The organism is Streptomyces sp. NK15101, assembly GCF_020400725.1.
Taxonomy (GTDB): Bacteria; Actinomycetota; Actinomycetes; order Streptomycetales; family Streptomycetaceae; genus Streptomyces.
Genome location: NZ_JAINVG010000019.1, coordinates 82,273 through 101,572 on the forward strand (window position 1 = coordinate 82,273; position 19,300 = coordinate 101,572).

19 protein-coding genes are annotated in these 19,300 nt (G+C 74.7%); 13 read left to right on the forward strand and 6 right to left on the reverse strand.

Annotation, left to right across the window (positions count from 1 at the left end):
- The first annotated feature begins 20 nt into the window (after positions 1-20).
- Positions 21-959, forward strand: a complete 939-nt coding sequence (locus tag K7G60_RS13535; RefSeq protein ID WP_225801117.1) for a DUF2199 domain-containing protein — start codon at positions 21-23, stop codon at positions 957-959.
- Between the two features lie 73 nt (positions 960-1,032).
- Here the strand turns inward: K7G60_RS13535 and K7G60_RS13540 are convergent, their stop codons facing one another.
- Both K7G60_RS13540 and K7G60_RS13545 read right to left on the reverse strand, forming a co-directional pair.
- Entirely contained in the window at positions 1,033-1,464 is a 432-nt protein-coding gene (locus K7G60_RS13540; RefSeq protein ID WP_225801118.1) for a YfbM family protein, read from the reverse strand.
- Positions 1,465-1,472: 8 nt separating this feature from the next.
- Positions 1,473-2,348, reverse strand: coding sequence for a LysR family transcriptional regulator (locus tag K7G60_RS13545; protein WP_225801119.1), 876 nt, complete (start codon positions 2,346-2,348; stop codon positions 1,473-1,475).
- Between the two features lie 232 nt (positions 2,349-2,580).
- Between K7G60_RS13545 and K7G60_RS13550 the strand changes: the two genes are divergently transcribed.
- Positions 2,581-3,498, forward strand: a complete 918-nt coding sequence (locus tag K7G60_RS13550; protein WP_374115628.1) for a DMT family transporter — start codon at positions 2,581-2,583, stop codon at positions 3,496-3,498.
- On the opposite strand, the gene K7G60_RS13555 is transcribed toward K7G60_RS13550, so the two are convergent.
- Positions 3,495-5,405, reverse strand: a complete 1,911-nt coding sequence (locus K7G60_RS13555) for a serine/threonine-protein kinase (protein ID WP_225801120.1) — start codon at positions 5,403-5,405, stop codon at positions 3,495-3,497. The two genes, K7G60_RS13550 and K7G60_RS13555, sit on opposite strands and share 4 nt — an antisense overlap.
- Before the next feature lie 110 nt (positions 5,406-5,515).
- Between K7G60_RS13555 and K7G60_RS13560 the strand changes: the two genes are divergently transcribed.
- From K7G60_RS13560 to K7G60_RS13595, 8 genes are all read left to right on the forward strand, one after another.
- Positions 5,516-5,893, forward strand: coding sequence for a VOC family protein (locus K7G60_RS13560; protein ID WP_225801121.1), 378 nt, complete (start codon positions 5,516-5,518; stop codon positions 5,891-5,893).
- A gap of 135 nt (positions 5,894-6,028) precedes the next feature.
- Positions 6,029-6,211 (forward strand): DUF1272 domain-containing protein, encoded by a 183-nt coding sequence (locus K7G60_RS13565; protein ID WP_225801141.1) that lies wholly within the window; start codon positions 6,029-6,031, stop codon positions 6,209-6,211.
- 11 nt (positions 6,212-6,222) lie between these two features.
- A complete protein-coding gene (locus tag K7G60_RS13570; RefSeq protein WP_225801122.1) occupies positions 6,223-6,594 on the forward strand; it encodes a hypothetical protein in 372 nt (123 codons plus the stop codon).
- A gap of 785 nt (positions 6,595-7,379) precedes the next feature.
- Positions 7,380-8,171 (forward strand): TIGR03084 family metal-binding protein, encoded by a 792-nt coding sequence (locus tag K7G60_RS13575; protein WP_225801123.1) that lies wholly within the window; start codon positions 7,380-7,382, stop codon positions 8,169-8,171.
- Positions 8,168-9,868 (forward strand): acyclic terpene utilization AtuA family protein, encoded by a 1,701-nt coding sequence (locus K7G60_RS13580; RefSeq protein ID WP_225801124.1) that lies wholly within the window; start codon positions 8,168-8,170, stop codon positions 9,866-9,868. The genes K7G60_RS13575 and K7G60_RS13580 overlap by 4 nt, the downstream gene beginning before the upstream one ends.
- Entirely contained in the window at positions 9,865-11,463 is a 1,599-nt protein-coding gene (locus tag K7G60_RS13585) for a carboxyl transferase domain-containing protein (protein WP_225801125.1), read from the forward strand. Before K7G60_RS13580 ends, K7G60_RS13585 begins: the two co-directional genes overlap by 4 nt.
- A gap of 7 nt (positions 11,464-11,470) precedes the next feature.
- Positions 11,471-13,450 carry a biotin carboxylase N-terminal domain-containing protein gene (locus K7G60_RS13590; protein WP_225801126.1) on the forward strand — a complete coding sequence of 660 codons (1,980 nt, stop codon included), beginning with the start codon at positions 11,471-11,473 and terminating at the stop codon, positions 13,448-13,450.
- Positions 13,447-14,580, forward strand: a complete 1,134-nt coding sequence (locus K7G60_RS13595; protein ID WP_225801127.1) for an acyl-CoA dehydrogenase family protein — start codon at positions 13,447-13,449, stop codon at positions 14,578-14,580. Before K7G60_RS13590 ends, K7G60_RS13595 begins: the two co-directional genes overlap by 4 nt.
- On the opposite strand, the gene K7G60_RS13600 is transcribed toward K7G60_RS13595, so the two are convergent.
- Positions 14,538-15,407 carry a sporulation protein gene (locus K7G60_RS13600; protein ID WP_225801128.1) on the reverse strand — a complete coding sequence of 290 codons (870 nt, stop codon included), beginning with the start codon at positions 15,405-15,407 and terminating at the stop codon, positions 14,538-14,540. The genes K7G60_RS13595 and K7G60_RS13600 overlap by 43 nt on opposite strands.
- A 143-nt stretch (positions 15,408-15,550) precedes the next feature.
- On the opposite strand from K7G60_RS13600, the gene K7G60_RS13605 reads away from it, so the two are divergent.
- On the forward strand, positions 15,551-16,003 hold the full coding sequence (locus K7G60_RS13605) for a hypothetical protein (protein WP_225801129.1): 453 nt from the start codon (positions 15,551-15,553) through the stop codon (positions 16,001-16,003).
- 258 nt (positions 16,004-16,261) lie between these two features.
- On the opposite strand, the gene K7G60_RS13610 is transcribed toward K7G60_RS13605, so the two are convergent.
- Positions 16,262-16,582: a hypothetical protein gene (locus tag K7G60_RS13610; RefSeq protein WP_225801130.1), complete on the reverse strand. Its 321-nt coding sequence runs from the start codon at positions 16,580-16,582 to the stop codon at positions 16,262-16,264.
- Positions 16,583-16,858: 276 nt separating this feature from the next.
- Here K7G60_RS13610 and K7G60_RS13615 point away from each other — a divergent pair, with 276 nt between their 5' ends.
- Entirely contained in the window at positions 16,859-17,587 is a 729-nt protein-coding gene (locus K7G60_RS13615; RefSeq protein WP_225801142.1) for an enoyl-CoA hydratase family protein, read from the forward strand.
- Positions 17,575-18,174, forward strand: a complete 600-nt coding sequence (locus tag K7G60_RS13620) for a TetR/AcrR family transcriptional regulator (RefSeq protein ID WP_225801131.1) — start codon at positions 17,575-17,577, stop codon at positions 18,172-18,174. Before K7G60_RS13615 ends, K7G60_RS13620 begins: the two co-directional genes overlap by 13 nt.
- Positions 18,175-18,271: 97 nt before the next feature.
- On the opposite strand, the gene K7G60_RS13625 is transcribed toward K7G60_RS13620, so the two are convergent.
- On the reverse strand, positions 18,272-19,300 hold a 1,029-nt coding region (locus K7G60_RS13625; RefSeq protein WP_225801132.1), incomplete at its 5' end, for a M4 family metallopeptidase.

Sequence of the window (19,300 nt, forward strand, 5' to 3'; positions counted from 1 at the left end):
GGGCGGCTTAGGGTGCGGGGATGAGCACTCCCCCTCCCGCCTCCGCCGCGCCCGCCTCCTGCTCCTGCTGTGGGGAGCCCCTCGCCGACGAGCGTCGCGTCGACGTCCGCTTCGGGCTGCCGGACGTCGCCTTCGAGCTGCCCGAGGAGGCGCGGCGGTCTCCCGGGCCGAGCGCGCTCCTCGCCCTCGACGGGGCCGGGTTCTTCGTGCGGTGCCTGCTGCCGGTGCGGCTGACCGGGGACACCGAACTCGTCCTCGGGGCCTGGGTGGAGGTCGACGAGGAGACCTTCCTGCGCACCGCCGAGGTCTGGGACGACGAGGTCGCCTACCCGGAGCTCGTCGTGCGCGGCCGGCTCGCGAACGCCGTGCGTCCGTGGGGCGAGGAGGTGCTCGGGGCGGAGTTCACCGGGCGGATCTCCGACCCCGAGGAACTGCCGTACCTCGTGGAGGGGCACGGGCCGGAGGCCGTACGGCTGCTCGGAGAGGTCTGGGACCGGGACCACGTCCTCGCCCGCTTCCCGCACCCCCTGCCCGTCGCCGTGCGGACCGACCTCGACGAGGGGTGGTCGGTGGAGCGCACCGCCGGTTTCTCCGCGCGGTTCGAGAACGGTGCCGACCAGTTCGCGGCGCAGGACCGCAGCGTGGCCGTGGGGCTCTTCCGGGACACCGAGCCGGGCCGTGCCGCCGAGGACTTCCTCGCCGCGCTCCTCGAGCGCGCCCCCGAGGTGCCGGAGGGGCAGCGGCACACCGAGCGCCTGCCGGACGGCGGGGTCCGGTACGCCTTCTGGTTCACGCCCCGGGACACGGGGCGGACGCGCCACGAGCTCACGGCGTACGCGGTGGAGCCGGACGGTTCGGCGGCCGGGCTGTTCTGCTCGTACGAGGAACCGGAGCAGCACGCCTGGGCCCTGCACGTCTGGCGCTCGCTGCGGAGGGACGCGGCGGCCCCGGTCGGTTGAGGGGGCCCGGCCCGTCCGCGGGGCCGGTCGCCGGTGGCCTGCCGGCCGCGCGCGGGAGCCGCGGCCGTGGGGGTCAGAAGGAGAAGTGCTTGAGGACGGACAGGCCGCGCGCCGCCGCCCGCCCGTAGAAGGCGCGGAGTTCCTCGTGGTCCGCCGCGAGGCGGTCCCGCAGGTCGGCGTCCGTGCGGTCGCCCCACAGGGCGGGGAAGGAGACCCGCTCCAGGAACGCCGCCGCCCGCGCCACCTCCTCCGGCGCCAGCACCGTGTGGCCGGGGCCGCCGCCCGGGTCCTCGATGTGCCGGCCGCTGAAGACGGGCAGCTCGCAGTCGCCGTGGTCGGTCCGCGGCCAGTACACCTCGTTCAGCTGGAAGAAGCCCTGCGTCAGCCAGACCGCCTCGCCGGCCAGGACCCGGCGGCGCAGCTCGTCGAACTCGACGTCGAACAAGGCGTCGCAGCCCGTCTGGTCGGCGGGGACGGCGGAGGCCGGCAGGGCCTGCAGGTACATCCACATGCTCATGGGCGCGGAGACCGGCCGTCCCCACTGACGATCTCCCGGGCCATCGCCACCAGTGCCTCCGTCGCCGGGTGCGGGAAGGCGTCCCGCCAGGCGAGGAGCACCGGGAGCGGGGGCGCGTCGGGGAGCGGGCGGTAGACGACGCCCGGGTGGGGGTGGAGGGCCGCCGTGGAGGCGGAGGAGACGCCGATGCCCCGGCCGGCGGCGATCGCCGTGAGCCAGTCGTCGGTGTTGGCGACGGTGAGGGTGGCGGTCGGGCGGGCGGTGGGGGGCCAGAGCGCGAGGGTGGTCGCGCCCGAGACGGTGTTGAGGACGACCGTCTCGCCCGCGAGGTCGTCGAGGGCGAGCCGGGGGCGGTCCGCGAGCGGGCTGTCGGAGGGCAGCGCGGCCACCCGCTCCTCGGTCGTGAGTTCCGCCGTGACCAGGCCGGGTGCCTCCACGGACCCGCGCAGCAGCGCCGCGTCCACCTCGCCGCGGGCGAGGCCGGCGGTGCGGTCGTCGATGCGCAGGAGTTCCAGCGGGGTCTCGGGGTGGGCGCGCTGCCAGCGCCGGAGCAGGGGAGTGGTGTACGGGCCGAAGGCCGACCAGGCGTGCCCCAGGCGCAGCGGGCGGTGGCGCAGCCGCGCGGGGTCGACGGCGGCTTCGAAGGCGGCGAGGGCGGCGGCCGCCCGGTCCTGGAACGCGCGGCCCTCGGCGGTGAGCGCGAGGTGGTGCGTGGAGCGGTCGACGAGCCGGGCGCCGAGGTGCCGCTCCAGGGCGGCGAGCGTGCGGGAGACGGCGGGCTGGGTGAGGTGGAGCCGGGCGGCCGCCCTGGTGAGGCTGGATTCCTCGGCGACGGCGAGGAAGCAGCGGAGATGGCGCAGCTCGATGCTCATGCGTCCGGAGCATAACCGCAGCGCAATCGGCATTTCCGGTGCGGCGCGGGGGCTCGTAGCGTGGGAGGGGAATTCCGGGTGTGGACCGGACGGGGGTGCAATATTCTGGACTGGGGGTTCAGTTCAGTGGACTAGCGCGTGGGTCGCGCGGGTGAAGGAGTCGTCGGTGGACAGTCCCGTCAAGGAGGTGGCCCCGGCAGTGACGCCCGCAGGGGCCCCGGCCGCAGCGCCCGTGGGATCCCGGGCCGCGGGCCCCGTGGCGGAGCCGGGGGCGGGGCCGGCCCGGTCCGTCGCCGGGCGCCGGCTCGGGCCCGTCGCCCTCGTCGTCGCCGGCGGGCTGTCCGTGCAGTTCGGCTCCGCCGTCGCCGTCCTGCTCATGCCCCGCGCGGGCGCGCTCGGGGTCGTCACCCTGCGGCTCGTGCTCGCCGCCGCCGTCCTGCTGATCGCCTGTCGGCCCAGGGTCCGCGGCTACGGCCGCGCCGACTGGGGGACGGTCGTCGCCTTCGGCACCGCCATGGCCGGCATGAACATCCTCTTCTACCAGGCCGCCGACCGGATCCCCCTGGGCGCCGCCGTGACCCTGGAGGTCCTCGGCCCGCTGATCCTCTCCGTGGCCGCCTCGCGCCGGCTGATGAACCTCCTGTGGGCCGGACTCGCCCTCGGCGGCGTCGTCCTGCTCGGGGGCGGCGGCTTCGACCGCCTCGACCCGCTCGGCGCGGCCTTCGCGCTCGCGGCGGGCGCCATGTGGGCCGCGTACATCGTCTTCAGCGCGCGTACGGGACGCCGCTTCCCGCAGGCCGACGGGCTCGCGCTCGCCATGGCCTTCGGCGCCGTCCTCAGCCTGCCGTTCGGCATCGCGGAGGCAGGCGGCAAGCTCCTCGTACCGTCGACGATCGGACTGGGCCTCGCAGTCGCGCTGATGTCCTCGGTCCTCCCGTACACCCTGGAACTCCTCGCGCTGCGCCGGCTGCCCGCGCCCACCTTCGCGATCCTGATGAGCCTGGAACCGGCCATCGCCGCCACGGCCGGCTTCCTCGTCCTCAGCCAGGCCCTCTCCCCGACCGACGCCCTCGCGATCGCCCTCGTCATCGGGGCGAGCATGGGCGCGGTCCGCACCCAGTCCCGGAAGGCCCGGCGGGTGACCGGCTAGCGGAACCAGCTGCGGGCCGGGCGGTCCTGGCGGCGGGCCTTGCGGCGGTAGCGGGTCTCCAGGCGGTGCACCTCGTCCACGAGGTGGCTCATGGGGCCGGGCTCGGCGGCGAGCCGTTTCTTCAGCCGGGCCAGCGTCTCGGCCGCGCGCGTGAACTCGCCGGACTCGCCGAGGCTGCGGCCGTGCGCGAGGACGGCTTGGACCAGCCAGTCGCGGTCGTCGCCGCCCGTGAAGGCCGCGAGCTCGTCGTAGTACCGCGCCGCCGCCGCGTAGTCCGCGAGCAGGTAAGCGTCGTGCGCGACGGTCTCGTGGGCGTAGAGGCGCTCGGGATCGTCGGCGGGGAGCCCGACCGCGAGGTCGGGCAGGAGGGGCTCCACGAGGGCCCGGCGGCGCTTCACGTCCTCCTGTCGGTCCCGGGACATGCTCCAGCACAGGCTCCTCGCGAGCGCGGCCCGGGCGTGCAGGGTGACCGGGTCGTACGGGCCGAGGGCGAGCCGGGCGACGTCGACGAGTCCGCGCAGCTCGCCCCGCGCCGCCGCCCGGCCCTCGCGCCCGGGGTGCTCGGCGTTCGCCTCGTACGAGAGGAGCAGCGCCCGCGCCTCGATCGTCCGCCGGTCCCGCTCGCCGAAGACCCTGACGAGCTTCGGCACGACCCGGGACAGGCCGGGGTCGGCCGGGTCGCGCCGCCACAGGTGCCGGGCGCGGACGAGGACGGCTTCGGTGGTCAGCGGATCGTCCGGGCCCAGCTCGCGCTGTGCCTCGGGGACCAGTGCGTCGAGGAGCTCCTGGAACTCGCCCGTGTCGGCGTCGTCCGGCAGGGCGAGGATCTGGTCGAGGCGGCGGCGCAGCGCGGCGCGCACCGGTTCGGCGGTCGCGTCGAGGACGGTGGGCGTGTACGGGGGGAGGGGCGGCGGTTCGACGGCACGGTCGCGCGGTTGCGGGTCCGGTTGTGATTGGGGCTGGGGCTCGCGGGCCGTGGGGATCGCAGGGATCGCCGGGGTCGCAGGGATCGGCGGGGCGTCCTGGACCCGGTGGGTCCCGTGGGGGCCATGGAGCCCGTGAGCCGCACGTGTCTGCCGGGCTTCCCGGGCGATGACGGCGAGCCGCTGGGCCACGGCGGCCGCGCTCGGGGGCCGGCGGCCCGGGTCCTTGGCGAGGAGGTCGAGGACCAGCCGGTCGGCGGTCGCGGTGAGGGCGGGGGCGAACGCGCTCGGCGTGGGCGGCGGGGCGGTCATGTGCTGGACGGAGAGCTCGGGCCACTCGCGGCCGAGGAACGGCAGTCGCCCGGTCCACAGTTCCATCAGGAGGCAGCCGAGCGCGTACAGGTCCGAGCGTCCGTCCACCGCGCCGCCCCGGCAGCGCTCGGGGGCCATGTAGGCGAAGCTGCCGATGAGGTTGCCCGTGCCGGTGAGGTTGGTCTGCGAGAGCCGGTGCTTCGCGATGCCGAAGTCGAGGACCTTGACGGGACCCGACTCCCCGACGATCACGTTCGGCGGCTTGATGTCGCGGTGCACGATGCCCGCCGCGTGGGCCGCTCCGAGGGCCGCGCAGATCTGCTCGGCCCAGGCCAGGGAGGCCTGGAAGTCGGGGAGGCCCCGGCCGAGGACCGTGGCCAGGCTCTCCCCCCGTACCAACTCCATGACCAGGTAGATCACTTCGCGCCCGCCGACGGTGATGTGGGCGAAGTCGTGGACGGTCACGATGTTGGGGTGGCTGAGGGAGCCCGCGAGCTCGGCCTCCCGCACGAAGCGACGGGCCTCGTCCGCCGTCGCGGGAAGCCCGGTCTTCACGGCGACCTCGCGGTTCATGCGCAGGTCGCGGGCGCGCCACACGGTGCCGAAGCCGCCGGCCCCCAGCTCCGCGTCCAGCCTGTACCGTCCGTCCAGCACGTCCCCCGCCTGTGGCACGCCCGCTCCCCCCCTGGTCGCTCCGGTCACGGCCATTCTTCCCCGGTGCGAGGCGCCGGGGAGGGGGTTTCGGGAGGAGCGGAGCCCGGTGGGGTGTCTATGATCCGCGCATGATCGCCGACCTGCAGTGCGTCGTCCTCGACTGTTCCGCGCCCCGCGAACTCGCCGTCTTCTACCGGGCGTTGCTCGGCGGGGACGTCGACCGGCCCGATCCGCGCTGGTCCCTCGACGAGGCCTGGTCCACGCTGCACACCCCCGGCGGACTCGTCCTCTGCTTCCAGGGCGTCGCCGACCACCGCCCGCCGACGTGGCCGGACCCGGAGCGCCCCCAGCAGTTCCACCTCGACTTCGGCGTCGCCGACCTGGACGCGGCCCAGGAGCAGGTCCTCGCGCAGGGCGCGACGCTGCTCGACGACGGGGCCGGCACGCGGAGCTGGCGGGTGTACGCGGACCCGGCGGGGCATCCGTTCTGCCTGGTCAGGCACTGACCGTCGGGCCCCGCCCGGCTGACCCGATTCCGTCGGTCTTTGGCCGCCCGCCTGTTGAGGGGGCCCGGGCGGGCGTCGATCATGGAGGAGTCGTCAGTCGTCAGACGTCAGTCGTACGAGGAGGGGGAGCCGATCGTGGCCCTGGAGATGCGTGACCGGTGCGAGCGCTGCGAGACCGAGGCCCTGGCGCCGGACGGGCCCGCCCGGATCTGTTCGTTCGAGTGCAGCTTCTGCGTCCCTTGCGCCGACGCCATGAACGACGTCTGCCCCAACTGCGGCGGCGAGCTGGTGGCGCGCCCGCGGCGCGCCCGCGGATAGGGGGCCGGGACGTGCGGAGGGGGAGTCGGGCGCTGACCGCGGTGGTCGCCGCCGTCCTGCTGGGCGGCTGCTCGTCGTCCGACGCCGACGAGACGAAGGCGTACTGGCAGGACTACTGCACCAGGCTGGGCACCTGGCAGGAGGCGAGGAACTCCGTGGACGCCTTCCCGAAGAAGCCCGGCGGCCCCGCGGACGGAGGTGCCGGGGTGCTCGCCCCCACGGTGATCTCCGCCGCCCAGGTGCTCGACCGGAAGGGACACGACGAGGACAGCGCCCGCGTCCTCGACGACACCGTCGCCGCGGTCACGGGCGCCGACCTGGTGGCCGAGGGGCGCGTCGTGTCCTCCTGCAACCGGGCCGGTTTCGAGACCCTCATGAAGTAGGCGGGGCGGTCAGCGCCGGAGTGCCGGGATCCGTATCGGCGGGGTCCCCGGCACCCGCGCAGGTCGAAGGGGGTGTCCCCGCAGGGGTCCATCAGCGTCGCTGGTGACAGTCGATACCTTCGCGAAGGTTTTTCATCTCCTGGGTCCATGACCGCATCCACCAGCTCCACTCCGGAGGCGGCGACACGGCCGGCTCGTCCCGGGGCCCACCCGGGCGGCTGGACCGCCCTCGCCGACGCCGCACCAGCTGGTCGCCGCGCTCCTCTTCGCCGCGCCCGCGTCCGCCAGGCCGGTGCCCCGGCCCACCCGCCCGTGCGGGCCCGCGCCCTGCGGAGCGGTGCCCCGGCCCACCGCCGTGTGGGCGGTCGTCCCGCTGGGCGGGACGGGTGGGCGCACGGGACGGCGCCCTTCAGCGGGGCCTCCGCGTTCCGCGCCTGGACCCGCACCGGCAGGGAGCTGTGCACGGGGTGCGGGTTCAGGTGCGCGAGTCTCGGGCGCCGGCAAGGGCGCCGTCCGTTGTGCCCACCCTCCCCCGAGCTCTCGGCTTCGCTCGAGCAGGGGGACCCCCTTGCCCCTGCGGAGCGACTGCCCACAACGGGGGCGGCGGGGGCACCGCCCCTGCGGAGCGACTGCCCGCAACGGGGCGCGGGTGGGCGCCGTCCAACGGGACGGCCGCCCACCCCGCTCTCCGGAAAGTAAAGCAAGCACGCTTGATTGTTTCTGGTCGCGCTGGCATGCTCCTCCGCGAAGGCCCGTGACCGCCCGTCCCCCGAGGGGAGCGCCCCGTGTCCGACCCCGTCGAAGTCCTCGACGACCTGCGCGACGAGAGTGCGGAACTCGACCGTCTCGTAGGAGAGTTGAGCGAGGAGCAGTGGGCCGCCCCCACCCCCGCGCCCGGCTGGACGATCGCCCACCAGATCGCCCACCTCGCCTGGACCGACCGGGCCGCCCTCCTCGCCGCCACCGACGCCGACGCCTTCGCCGCCGAGACCGAGAAGGCGCTCGCCGCTCCCGACCGCTTCGTCGACGAGGGCGCCGAGGAGGGCGCGAAGCTGCCGCCCGCCGAGCTCCTCGCCCGCTGGCGCACCGGCCGCGAGCGGCTCCAGGAGGCCCTGCGCGCGGTCCCGCCCGGCGCCAGGTTCCCCTGGTACGGGCCGCCGATGAGCGCCCCCGCCATGGCCACCGCCCGGCTGATGGAGACCTGGGCGCACGGCCAGGACGTCGCCGACGCCCTCGGGGCGGTCCGCACGCCCACGGCCCGGCTCCGGCACGTCGCCTGGATCGGCCACCGGGCCCGCGACCACGCCTTCCTGGTGCGGGGCCTCCCGGCGCCCGCCGAGCCGTTCCGCGTCGAACTGGAAGCGCCGGACGGAGAGTCGTGGGCGTACGGTCCCGAGGACGCCGCCCAGCGGGTCACCGGCCCCGCCCTCGACTTCTGCCTCCTCGTCACCCAGCGCCTCCACCGCGACGACACCGCCCTGGTCGCCGAGGGCGAGGACGCCGAGCGGTGGCTCGGCATCGCCCAGGCCTTCGCGGGCCCGGCGGGCGGCGGCCGCGCCGCCAGGGGGGAGGCATGACGGGCGTCCTCCGCGTCGGCAACGCCTCCGGCTTCTACGGCGACCGCTTCGACGCCGTCCGCGAGATGCTCACCGGCGGCGGGCTCGACGTCCTCACCGGCGACTACCTCGCCGAGCTGACCATGCTCATCCTCGGCCGCGACCAGCTCAAGGACCCCTCCGCCGGCTACGCGAAGACCTTCCTGCGCCAGATGGAGGAGGGCCTCGGCCTCGCCCACGAGCGCGGGGTCCGGATCGTCGCCAACGCGGGCGGCCTCAACCCGGCCGGGCTCGCCGACGCCCTGCGAGCCCTCGCCGCGAAGCTCGGTCTGCCCACCCGTGTCGCCCACGTCGAGGGCGACCGGCTGCCCGCGCGGGACGGCGCGCTCGCCGCCAACGCCTACCTCGGCGGCGCGGGCATCGCCGCCTGCCTCGCCGCCGGCGCCGACGTCGTCGTCACCGGCCGCGTCACCGACGCGGCCCTCGTCACCGGGCCCGCGCAGTGGCACTTCGGCTGGGGCCCCGAGGCGTACGACGAACTGGCGGGCGCGGTCGTCGCCGGTCACGTCCTGGAGTGCGGCACCCAGGCCACCGGCGGCAACTACTCCTTCTTCCGGGGCCACGACGTGCGCCGCCCCGGCTTCCCGGTCGCCGAACTCCACGCCGACGGCAGCGCGGTCGTCACCAAGCACCCCGGCACCGGCGGCCTCGTCGACACCGGCACGGTCACCGCCCAGCTCCTCTACGAGACGGCCGGCGCCCGCTACCCCGGCCCCGACGTGACGGCCCGGCTCGACACCGTCCGGCTCACCCGGGAGGGCCCCGACCGGGTCCGGATCTCGGGAGTCCGGGGAGAGGCCCCGCCCCCGACGCTCAAGGTGGGGCTCAGCAGACTCGGCGGCTTCCGCAACGAGGTCGTCTTCGTCCTCACCGGCCTCGACATCGAGGCCAAGGCCGCCCTCCTCCGGGAGCAGATCCACGACGCCCTGGCGAAGAACCCGCCCGCCGAGGTCCGCTGGGAACTGGCCCGCACCGACCGCCCCGACGCCCCCACCGAGGAGACCGCGAGCGCCCTGCTCCGCCTCGTCGTCCGCGACCGGGACCCCGACAGGGTCGGCCGCGCCGTCACCGGGGCCGCCGTCGAACTGGCCCTCGCGAGCTACCCCGGCTTCCACGTCACCGCCCCGCCCGGCAAGGGCGCCCCCTACGGGGTCTTCGAGACCGCGTACGTGCCGGCCGCCGAGGTCCCGCACACGGCCGTGCTCCCCGACGGGACCCGCCGGGAGATCCCCGCACCCCCGAGGACCCGCGAGCCGGCACCCGTACCCGATCCGGAGCTTCCGCCGCCCCTCCCCGAGGGGCCCACCCGGAGGGCGCCCCTCGGCCGGATCGCGGGGGCCCGCAGCGGCGACAAGGGCGGCGACGCGAACGTCGGCGTCTGGGTCCGTACGGACGAGGAGTGGCGCTGGCTCGCCCACGCCCTGACCGTGGAGAAGGTCCGTGAACTCCTCCCGGAGACCGCCGGCCTGACCGTCACGCGGCACCTCCTCCCGAACCTCCGCGCCCTCAACTTCGCCATCGCCGGGATCCTCGGCGAGGGCGTCGCCTCCCAGGCCCGCTTCGACCCCCAGGCCAAGGCCCTCGGCGAATGGCTCCGCTCCCGCCACGTGGACATTCCGGCCACCCTCCTGTCCGACCTCCCGGAGGAACTCCTGTGACCGTCCTCGCCTCCGCCCTCGACACCGCCGGACCCGACTACGCCGCCCACCGCGCCGCCATGCTCGACAAGCTCGCCGCCCTCGACGCCGAGCACGCCAAGGCACTCGCCGGGGGCGGCGAGAAGTACACCGCCCGTCACAAGAAGCGCGGCAAGCTCCTCGCCCGCGAGCGGATCGAGCTGCTCGTCGACCCCGACAGCCCCTTCCTGGAACTGTCGCCGCTCGCCGCCTGGGGCAGCGATCACACCGTGGGCGCCTCGCTCGTCACCGGCATCGGGGTCGTCGAGGGCGTGGAGTGCCTGATCACCGCCAACGACCCGACCGTGCGCGGCGGAGCCTCCAACCCGTGGACGCTGAAGAAGGCGCTGCGGGCCAACGAGATCGCGTACGCCAACCGGCTGCCCGTCGTCTCGCTCGTCGAGTCCGGCGGGGCCGACCTGCCCTCCCAGAAGGAGATCTTCATCCCGGGCGGGGCGCTCTTCCGCGACCTCACCCGTCTCTCCGCCGCCGGCATCCCGACCGTCGCCGTCGTCTTCGGGAACTCGACGGCGGGCGGCGCGTACGTGCCCGGCATGTCCGACCACGCCGTGATGATCAGGGAGCGGTCGAAGGTGTTCCTCGGCGGGCCGCCGCTGGTGAAGATGGCGACGGGGGAGGAGAGCGACGACGAGTCCCTCGGCGGCGCCGAGATGCACGCGCGGACGAGCGGCCTCGCCGACCACTACGCCGTCGACGAGGCCGACGCGATCCGCCAGGCCCGCCGGATCGTCGCCCGTCTCAACCACCGCAAGGCCCACCCCGACCCGGAGTTCGCGGAGCCCCCGAAGTACGACCCCGAGGAGCTGCTCGGAATCGTCCCCGGCGACCTCAAGACGCCCTTCGACCCGCGCGAGGTGATCGCCCGGATCGTCGACGGCTCGGACTTCGACGAGTTCAAGCCGCTGTACGGGGCCAGCCTCGTCACCGGCTGGGCGCGGCTGCACGGCTACCCGGTGGGCGTGATCGCCAACGCGCAGGGCGTCCTCTTCTCCGCCGAGTCGCAGAAGGCCGCCCAGTTCATCCAGCTCGCCAACCAGCGCGACATCCCGCTGGTCTTCCTCCACAACACCACCGGCTACATGGTCGGCAAGGAGTACGAGCAGGGCGGCATCATCAAGCACGGCGCCATGATGATCAACGCGGTGTCGAACTCGAAGGTCCCCCACCTCTCCGTCCTCATGGGGGCGTCGTACGGCGCCGGGCACTACGGCATGTGCGGCCGGGCCTACGACCCGCGCTTCCTCTTCGCCTGGCCGAGCGCGAAGTCCGCCGTCATGGGCCCGCAGCAGCTCGCCGGGGTCCTCTCGATCGTGGCGCGGGCGAGCGCCGCCGCGAAGGGGCAGCCGTACGACGACGAGGCCGACGCCGGGCTGCGCGCCCTCGTCGAGGCGCAGATCGAGTCCGAGTCGCTGCCGATGTTCCTCTCCGGCCGGCTCTACGACGACGGGGTCATCGACCCCCGCGACACCCGCACGGTCCTCGGACTGTGCCTCTCCGCGATCCACACGGCACCGGTCGAGGGCGCGCGCGGCGGCTTCGGCGTCTTCCGAATGTGAGGCACTGATGATTTCGACCGTACTGGTCGCGAACCGGGGCGAGATCGCCTGCCGGGTCTTCCGCACCTGCCGTGAGCTGGGCATCTCCACCGTCGCCGTGTACTCCGACGCGGACGCCGGCGCCCTGCACGTCCGGGAGGCCGACGCGGCGGTACGGCTGCCGGGAGCCGCGCCGTCGGAGACGTACCTGCGCGGCGACCTCGTGGTGGCGGCGGCCCTCGCGGCGGGCGCCGACGCCGTCCACCCCGGCTACGGCTTCCTCTCCGAGAACGCCGCCTTCGCGCGGGCCGTGACCGACGCCGGCCTGGTGTGGATCGGGCCGCCGCCCGAGGCGATCGAGGCCATGGCCTCGAAGACCCGCGCGAAGCAGCTCCTGGGGATCGAGCCCTTGGGCGACGTCACCGAGGCCGACCTGCCCGTCCTGGTGAAGGCGGCGGCGGGCGGCGGCGGCCGGGGCATGCGGATCGTGCGCGAACTGGACGCGCTGGAAGGGGAGTTGCGGGCTGCGTCGGCGGAGGCGGCGAGCGCGTTCGGGGACGGCGAGGTGTTCGTCGAGCCGTACGTGGAGAACGGCCGGCACGTCGAGGTGCAGCTCCTGGCCGACACCCACGGCACGGTCTGGACGCTCGGCACCCGCGACTGCTCCCTCCAGCGCCGGCACCAGAAGGTCATCGAGGAGGCCCCGGCGCCCGGCCTGCCCGCTCCGCTCCTCGACGAGCTGTACGAGCGGTCGGCGGCCGCCGCGAAGGCCGTCGGCTACGTCGGCGCGGGCACGGTCGAGTTCCTGGTCGCCGATGTCCCCCCAGCTCCCGGCTTCGCTCGAGCAGGGGGGACCCCCAAGGCGCACTTCCTGGAGATGAACACCCGCCTCCAGGTCGAGCACCCGGTCACCGAGGAGGTGTACGGCGTCGACCTCGTCGCGCTCCAGCTCGCCGTCGCCGAGGGCCGCGCCCTGCCGCCCGAGCCGCCGGCCCCGCGCGGCCACGCCGTCGAGGCCCGGCTCTACGCCGAGGACCCGGCGCGCGAGTGGGCCCCGCAGACGGGCGTCCTGCACCGCTTCGACGTGCCCGGGATCGTGCGCGACGGCGCCGGAGCCGCCCCGGGGATCGTGCGCGACGGCGCCGGAACCGCCCCCGGGCGCCTGCGCGTCGACACGGGGTACGTCTCCGGGGACACGGTCGGCGTCCACTACGACCCGATGCTCGCCAAGGTGATCGTCCATGCCCCGACCCGGGAGGCGGCGCTCCGGAAGCTCGCCCACGCCCTGGAGCGGGCCGTCCTCCACGGCCCCGTCACCAACCGGGACCTGCTCGTGGCGTCCCTCCGCCACCCGGAGTACACCGACCCGGCAGCCCTCGACACCGGCTTCTACGAGCGGAACCTGCCCGCCCTGATCACGCCTCCGCCGGGCGGGGAGCACGCGGCCGTGGCCGCCGCCCTCGCCTCGGCGGCCGCCGGCGAAGGCCGCTTCGGCGGCGGCTGGCGCAACGTCCGCTCCCAGGACGAGACGAGGACGTACGGCGACCACGAGGTCCGCTACCGGCCGACCCGGGACGGCGGTTACGAGGTCGCGTCCCCGGAGGGCGTACGGGTGCTTGCGGCGGGCCCGGATGCCGTACGCCTCGAAGTGGCGGGGGTGGCCAGGACCTTCGACGTCACGGCCTACGAGGACACCGTCCACGTCGGCCGGCACCGCCTCACCGCCCGCCCCCGCTTCACCGACCCCGCCGGCCTCCGGGAGCCCGGCTCCCTGCTCGCCCCCATGCCCGGCACCGTCGTCCGGGTCGCGGACGGCCTCGTCGTCGGCGACCGGGTCACCGCCGGGCAGCCGCTCCTCTGGCTGGAGGCCATGAAGATGGAGCACCGCGTCACCGCCCCCGCCTCCGGCACGCTCACCGCGCTCCACGCCGCCCCCGGCCGCCAGGTCGAGGTCGGCGCCCTGCTCGCCGTCGTACAGACCGAAGCACAGGAGGACAAGACCGTATGAGCACCATGATCGAGACCGAAGAGCTCACCGCGCTCCGCGCCGCCGTCTCCGCGCTCGGACACCGCCACGGCCCCGGCTTCGACCGCGCCGAGCTCTGGGCCGAGGCGGGCAAGCTCGGCTACCTGGGCGTGAACCTGCCCGAGGAGTACGGCGGCGGGGGCGGCGGCATGGCCGAGCTGTCGGTCGTCCTGGAGGAGGCGGGCGCGGCCGGCGCGCCGCTGCTCATGATGGTCGTCTCGCCCGCGATCTGCGGCACGGTCATCGCCCGCTTCGGCACCGAGGAGCAGAAGCGGACCTGGCTGCCGGGGCTCGCGGACGGGTCGAAGACGATGGCCTTCGGCATCACCGAGCCCGACGCGGGCTCCAACTCGCACCGCATCACGACCACCGCCACCCGCACCGAGGACGGCTGGGTCCTGAACGGCCGGAAGGTCTTCGTGTCGGGCGTCGACATCGCCGACGCGACGCTCGTCGTGGGCCGCACGTCCGACGCCCGCACGGGGAGCCTGAAGCCCTGCCTGTTCGTCGTCCCGCGCGACGCGCCCGGCTTCGGGCGCCGGCACATCGAGATGGAACTCGACGCGAACGAGAAGCAGTTCGAGCTGACCCTGGACGACGTCCACCTCCCCTTCGAGGCGCTCGTCGGCGACGAGGACGCGGGCCTGCTCCAGCTCTTCGCGGGCCTCAACCCCGAGCGGATCATGACGGCCGCCTTCGCGATCGGCATGGGCCGGTACGCCCTCGCGCAGGCGGTGAAGTACGCGAAGGAGCGCCAGGTCTGGAAGGCCCCCATCGGCGCCCACCAGGCCATCGCGCACCCGCTCGCGCAGGCGCACATCGAGCTCGAACTGGCCCGGCTGATGATGGCGAAGGCGGCGCACCTGTACGACGCGGGCGACGACATGGGGGCGGGCGAGGCCGCGAACATGGCGAAGTACGCGGCGGCCGAGGCCTGTGTGAAGGCCGTGGACACCGCCGTCCACACCCTCGGCGGCAACGGCCTCACCAAGGAGTTCGGCCTCGCCCGCCTGGTCACGGCCGCCCGCGTGGCCAGGATCGCTCCCGTCAGCCGGGAGATGATCCTGAACTACGTCTCGCACCAGACGCTGGGCCTGCCCAAGTCGTACTGAGCGAGCCGGGGGTCCTCGCGCTCCTCGGGCAGGGCCGCGACCTCGTCGATCCACTGCCGGACCTTCGCCTCGAAGTCGACCCGGCCGACCTCGTGGTGGGCGGCCGTGTAGTACTCGCACGGCGGCTTCTCGTTCCATTTCTTCTGGAAGAGGGCCGCCTTGCGGACGAAGATCTCGCAGCCCACCGCGTTGGTGTGGAAGGTGACCTCCAGGTGCTGCGGGCGGTCCGGCCGGTCCACGGCCAGCGTGTCGACGAGGCGGAAGCTCTGCCGCAGGGAGAAGTGGCGCTCGGCGCGCGGAATGTCCCCCAGTTCGTCGATCTGGGCGCTGTCGCAGGCGTAACCCGCGGCGGCGAAGGCGTCGAGTACGGCCTCGTGCAGCGGCGTCGCGCCGACGCGGAGGGGGTCGCTGTCCGTCCGCTCCTCGATCCCGTCCGCCTCGACCTCGGTGTACGCGGCCAGCCGCACCCCGTCGAGCCGCTTCCCGCGCGCCTCGGAGACCGGGGTCTCCCACTTCAGCCGGTACTCGAGCGACACCCGCCGCTCCCGGCCCTTCTCGACGGTGAGCGAGACGGTGCCCAGGAAGAGCGAGAACACGTAGCCCGACTCCGTGTCCACCTCGGCGTTCTTGCCGAGGGCGGGCGACGCGTTGGCGACGAGCTTGACCTTCACGCGCCGCACGTTCACGTCACGGTCGGTCGCGCGCAGCACGACCTCTCCGCGCAGCAGGCCTCCCGGCTGCACCGGCTCGTCCGGTATGACGGTGTCGACCAGCAGCGGAATCCCGCCGCCGTCCCCGCCCTTGCCCCACAGTCTCTTGAACACCATGGGCGCAGGCTAACCACTGGTGCCCCCTTGGCACGGGCCAGTACCCAGGTATGACAGGGAGATTGGCTCCGGGGTGTGACGACGGGGACGCCGGCGGACCGTGAGGGTACGGGCATCCGCCGAACGAGCCGAGGAGCCCGTCGATGTCTCCGTCGATGACCCCGATCCGCCGAACCGTCCACACCGCCGCCCGCGCGTTCCTGGCGCTGCCGGCCGGCCTCGCGGCGGTCGTGCTGACCCTGGCCGGGCAGCCGGGCCGGGCCGCCCGCCTGCGGGCCCGGCTCACCGGCGGCGACGGCCCGGCGGCGGCCTGGACCGGTGGCCGGGTGCTCGGCCGGACCGTGCTGGGGCTGCCGCTGGACGCGGCGGCCTTCGTCCTGGTCGGGTACGCGCTGTTCAACTCGGTCCGGAACTTCGGCTACCCGATCTGGTACCTGGACACCGACTACCACCAGGCCTGGGGCGGCCCGACGATGGCCGGGGTCTGGGCCGTCCACGCCGGCGGCTGGCTGCTGTGCCTCGCCGTCCTCCTCCGCTGGCCGGTCCGCTCGCTCGCCGCGGGCCAGCGGGCCCTGGACCGGCGCCTCGCCGCGTGACGCACTGCGAGGCGCCGGTCCGTCTCAGCTCACGTGCTCGTACTTCCAGCCCGTGGCGACCTTGACGCGGGCGGCGAACGTGGCGGCGCCGCCGTGCCCGGTGGCCGAGCCGGTGCCCGGGTGCACGTACAGCCGGTCGTTCGAGCGGGAGACCAGGTCGGGGCGACCGTCGCCGGTGAGACGTCGTGCCCTTGCCGGCGTACAGGTGGAGCGTGCCGGCCGGGGCGCGGGCCGGCAGGTCCTGGAATCCGTCCTTGGTCAGGTCGCCGGGGCGAGGACCTTGTTGTAGATCTGCCAGCCGTTCCCCTGCCGGACGAGCCCCGGGTCGGTGGCCGTGGGGCTCGTGGTGGAGTGCAGCCGCGGCGTGCCGTCGGAGCGGAGCGTCAGCAGGTCGGGGGCGCCGGTGCCCCACAGGTCGTCGGCGGCCAGGGGTGCCGCGACGGCCGTGGAGACCGGGCCGGCGGCCACGAGACCCATGGCGAGCGCGAAGGTCGTGCAGGCCGCCGGCCGGCGCGTGTGGTGCCGGTGGCGCGTGTGGTGCCGGTGGTGCGTGTGGTGCTGGTGGTGCGTGCGGGGCAAAGTCCCTCCCGGGACGGGGGTGGACCGTGGGCGTCCGGATCCCGAGGAGGGCGGGGAGCGGAAAGAGATCCCCCCGCGTACAACCTTTGACCGGCCCGCTGGTCGTCAGCCCGAGCCACCCCTCCAAAACCATGCATGCGCGCTTGATTGTTCTTCGGGGTGCTGACAGGGTCTCCCCGTGAGCAAGAAGGTCCGCGCCGTGGAGTTCATCGACACCGTCCCCCGGGCAGCGTCCGGGGAAATCCTCCGAAGGGAACCGAGGGAGCGCGCATGACCATGCCCCTGATCGACGTCACCGAGGAGCGGGGCATCACCACCCTCGCCCTGAACTCCCCGGCCACCCGCAACGCCCTCTCCGCCCCGCTCGTCGCCGAACTCGCCGACGTGCTCACCGCCTGCGGCAAGGACCCGGCGGTCCGGGCGGTCGTCCTCACCCACACCGGCTCCACGTTCAGCGCGGGCGCCGACCTGAAGGCGCCGCCCAGTCCGTACGCCTTCGTGGACCTGCTCCGGCAGGTCGTCGAGCTGCCGAAACCGGTCGTCGCCCACGTCACCGCCGGCAGCCACACCCGCGCCGGCGGCCTCGGCCTGCTCGGCGCGGCCGACCTCGTCCTCGCGGGGGAGGGGGCGGACTTCGCGCTCACCGAGGTGCGGATCGGGGTCGCGCCCGCCGTCGTCTCCCTCACCCTCCTGCCGCGCCTCGAACCCCGCGCGGCCACCCGGTACTACCTGACGGGAGAGAGGTTCGGCGTCCCCGAGGCGATCGGCATGGGCCTCGTGACCGCCGGCGACCAGGAGCTGCCCGGCATCCTCGACGCGCTGCGCGCCGCCTCCCCGCAGGGCCTGCGGGAGGCGAAACGACTGGTCACCGCTAGAGTCCTGGAGACCTTCGAACGCGACGCGGAGGACCTGGTGCGGAGATCGGCCACGCTCTTCGCCTCCGCCGAGGCGCGCGAGGGGATGACGGCCTTCCTCGAACGACGGGACCCCGCATGGCGGCTCTGACCGCACCAAGACCGGACCGGAACCCCAAGCAGGACCGGAGCCGCGCCACCCGGCAGCGGCTCCTGGAGGCGGCCGTGTCCTGCCTGGCCGAACACGGCTGGGCGGGCTCCACGGTCGCCGTCGTCGCCGAACGGGCCGGCGTCTCCCGGGGCGCCGCCCAGCACCACTTCCCGACCCGCGAGGACCTCTTCACGGCCGCCGTCGAGTACGTCGCGGAGGAGCGCTCGCAGGCCCTGCGGGCGGTCCGCACGGACGACCGCGAACAGGCCGTCGCCGCCCTCGTCGGCCTCTACACCGGCCCCCTCTTCCGGGCCGCGCTCCACCTGTGGGTCGCGGCCTCCGGCGAGGAGCAGCTCCGCGAGCGGGTCACGGAGCTGGAGGCCCGCGTCGGGCGCGAGTCCCACCGCGTCGCCGTCGAGGTCCTGGGCGCCGACGAGTCCCGGCCCGGCGTCCGCGAGACCGTCCAGGGCCTCCTGGACATGGCCCGCGGCCTGGGCCTCGCCACCCTCCTGACGGACGACCGCGCCCGCCGGGAACGCGTGGTGTCCCAGTGGGCGCGGCTGGTGAGCGAGGCACTGAGCCCTTAGGGGCCCTCGGCCGCCCGGGGCCTCAGGGGTTCCCGGTCGCCCGGGGCCTCGGGGGCCCTCGGCCGTCCCGGACCCCAGGGCCCTCGGCCGCCCGGGATCAGACGCCCGGGATCTCGCGGGCCCGGAAGGCGTCGCGCACGGCGTCCGCCGCCGCCGTGCCGTACATCTTCTGCGCGGTCGCGACCGTCGTCAGCGCCGCGTCCTTGAAGCTGGTGTCGGCGGCGAAGCCGAACTGCGCGTTCACGATGATCCGGTCGGCCGTGCGGGCGCCGAGCTTGTTCCGGATGTCGAAGAGCGCCCGGGACCAGATCTCGCCGTCGGCGTGGACCTCGCCCTCGCGGTCCGCGTAGGTCTTGGTGCCGTCGATGCGGCGCAGGCAGTGCGGGGCCGCGCTGTAGCCGGTGGAGTCCCAGTCGGCGACGCAGGCCAGGTCGGCCTTGAGCGGCCAGCCGTACTTGGCGTCCGCGTGCGCGCCGACCTCCACGGCCAGGTAGTCGCCGAAGGCCTCGCCGATCGCGCCGGCCTCCGGGGAGGTGCCGAAGCCGGGCACCTGGGCGTGGTGCACGGCGTGGCCGTACTCGTGGACGATGACCTCGGCGTCCTCGGCGTCGTCCACGCCGCCCTTGCCGAAGCGGATCTCGGCCTTCTTGTCGGTGAAGAAGGAGTTGTCGGCGCCCCACTGGTTGAGGCGGACCGGCTGCACCCGGTCGTTCGCCCCGCGCAGCTCGGTGCCGAAGCCGAGGCCCTGGAGGTACTCCTGCGCCTCGTTGACCCAGAAGTACGCCATGACCTGCTCGAACTCGTCGTCGGAGCGGTCGTACGAGGCGGCGTCGGCGACCTTCGCGGGATTGCCGGTCTCCGAGCGGACGACGGCCCACTTGCCGGACAGGCCGCCGCTCGCGTCGAGGTTGCGCAGCGCGGCGGTGGCGTACGCGGAGGCGGGGACGTCGCCCACCGCGTCCTTGTGGTCGGTGAGGGTCTGGTCGCCCGAGGACTGGACCGGGTTCACCATGAAGACGCGGGCCTGCGGCGCGGCGGTGGCGGCGGAGGCTCCCGCGGACGGGAGCAGCGCCGCGGTGGCGGCGGCCACGGTGACGGCGGCCGCGGCGGCCAGGCCACGAGAGGT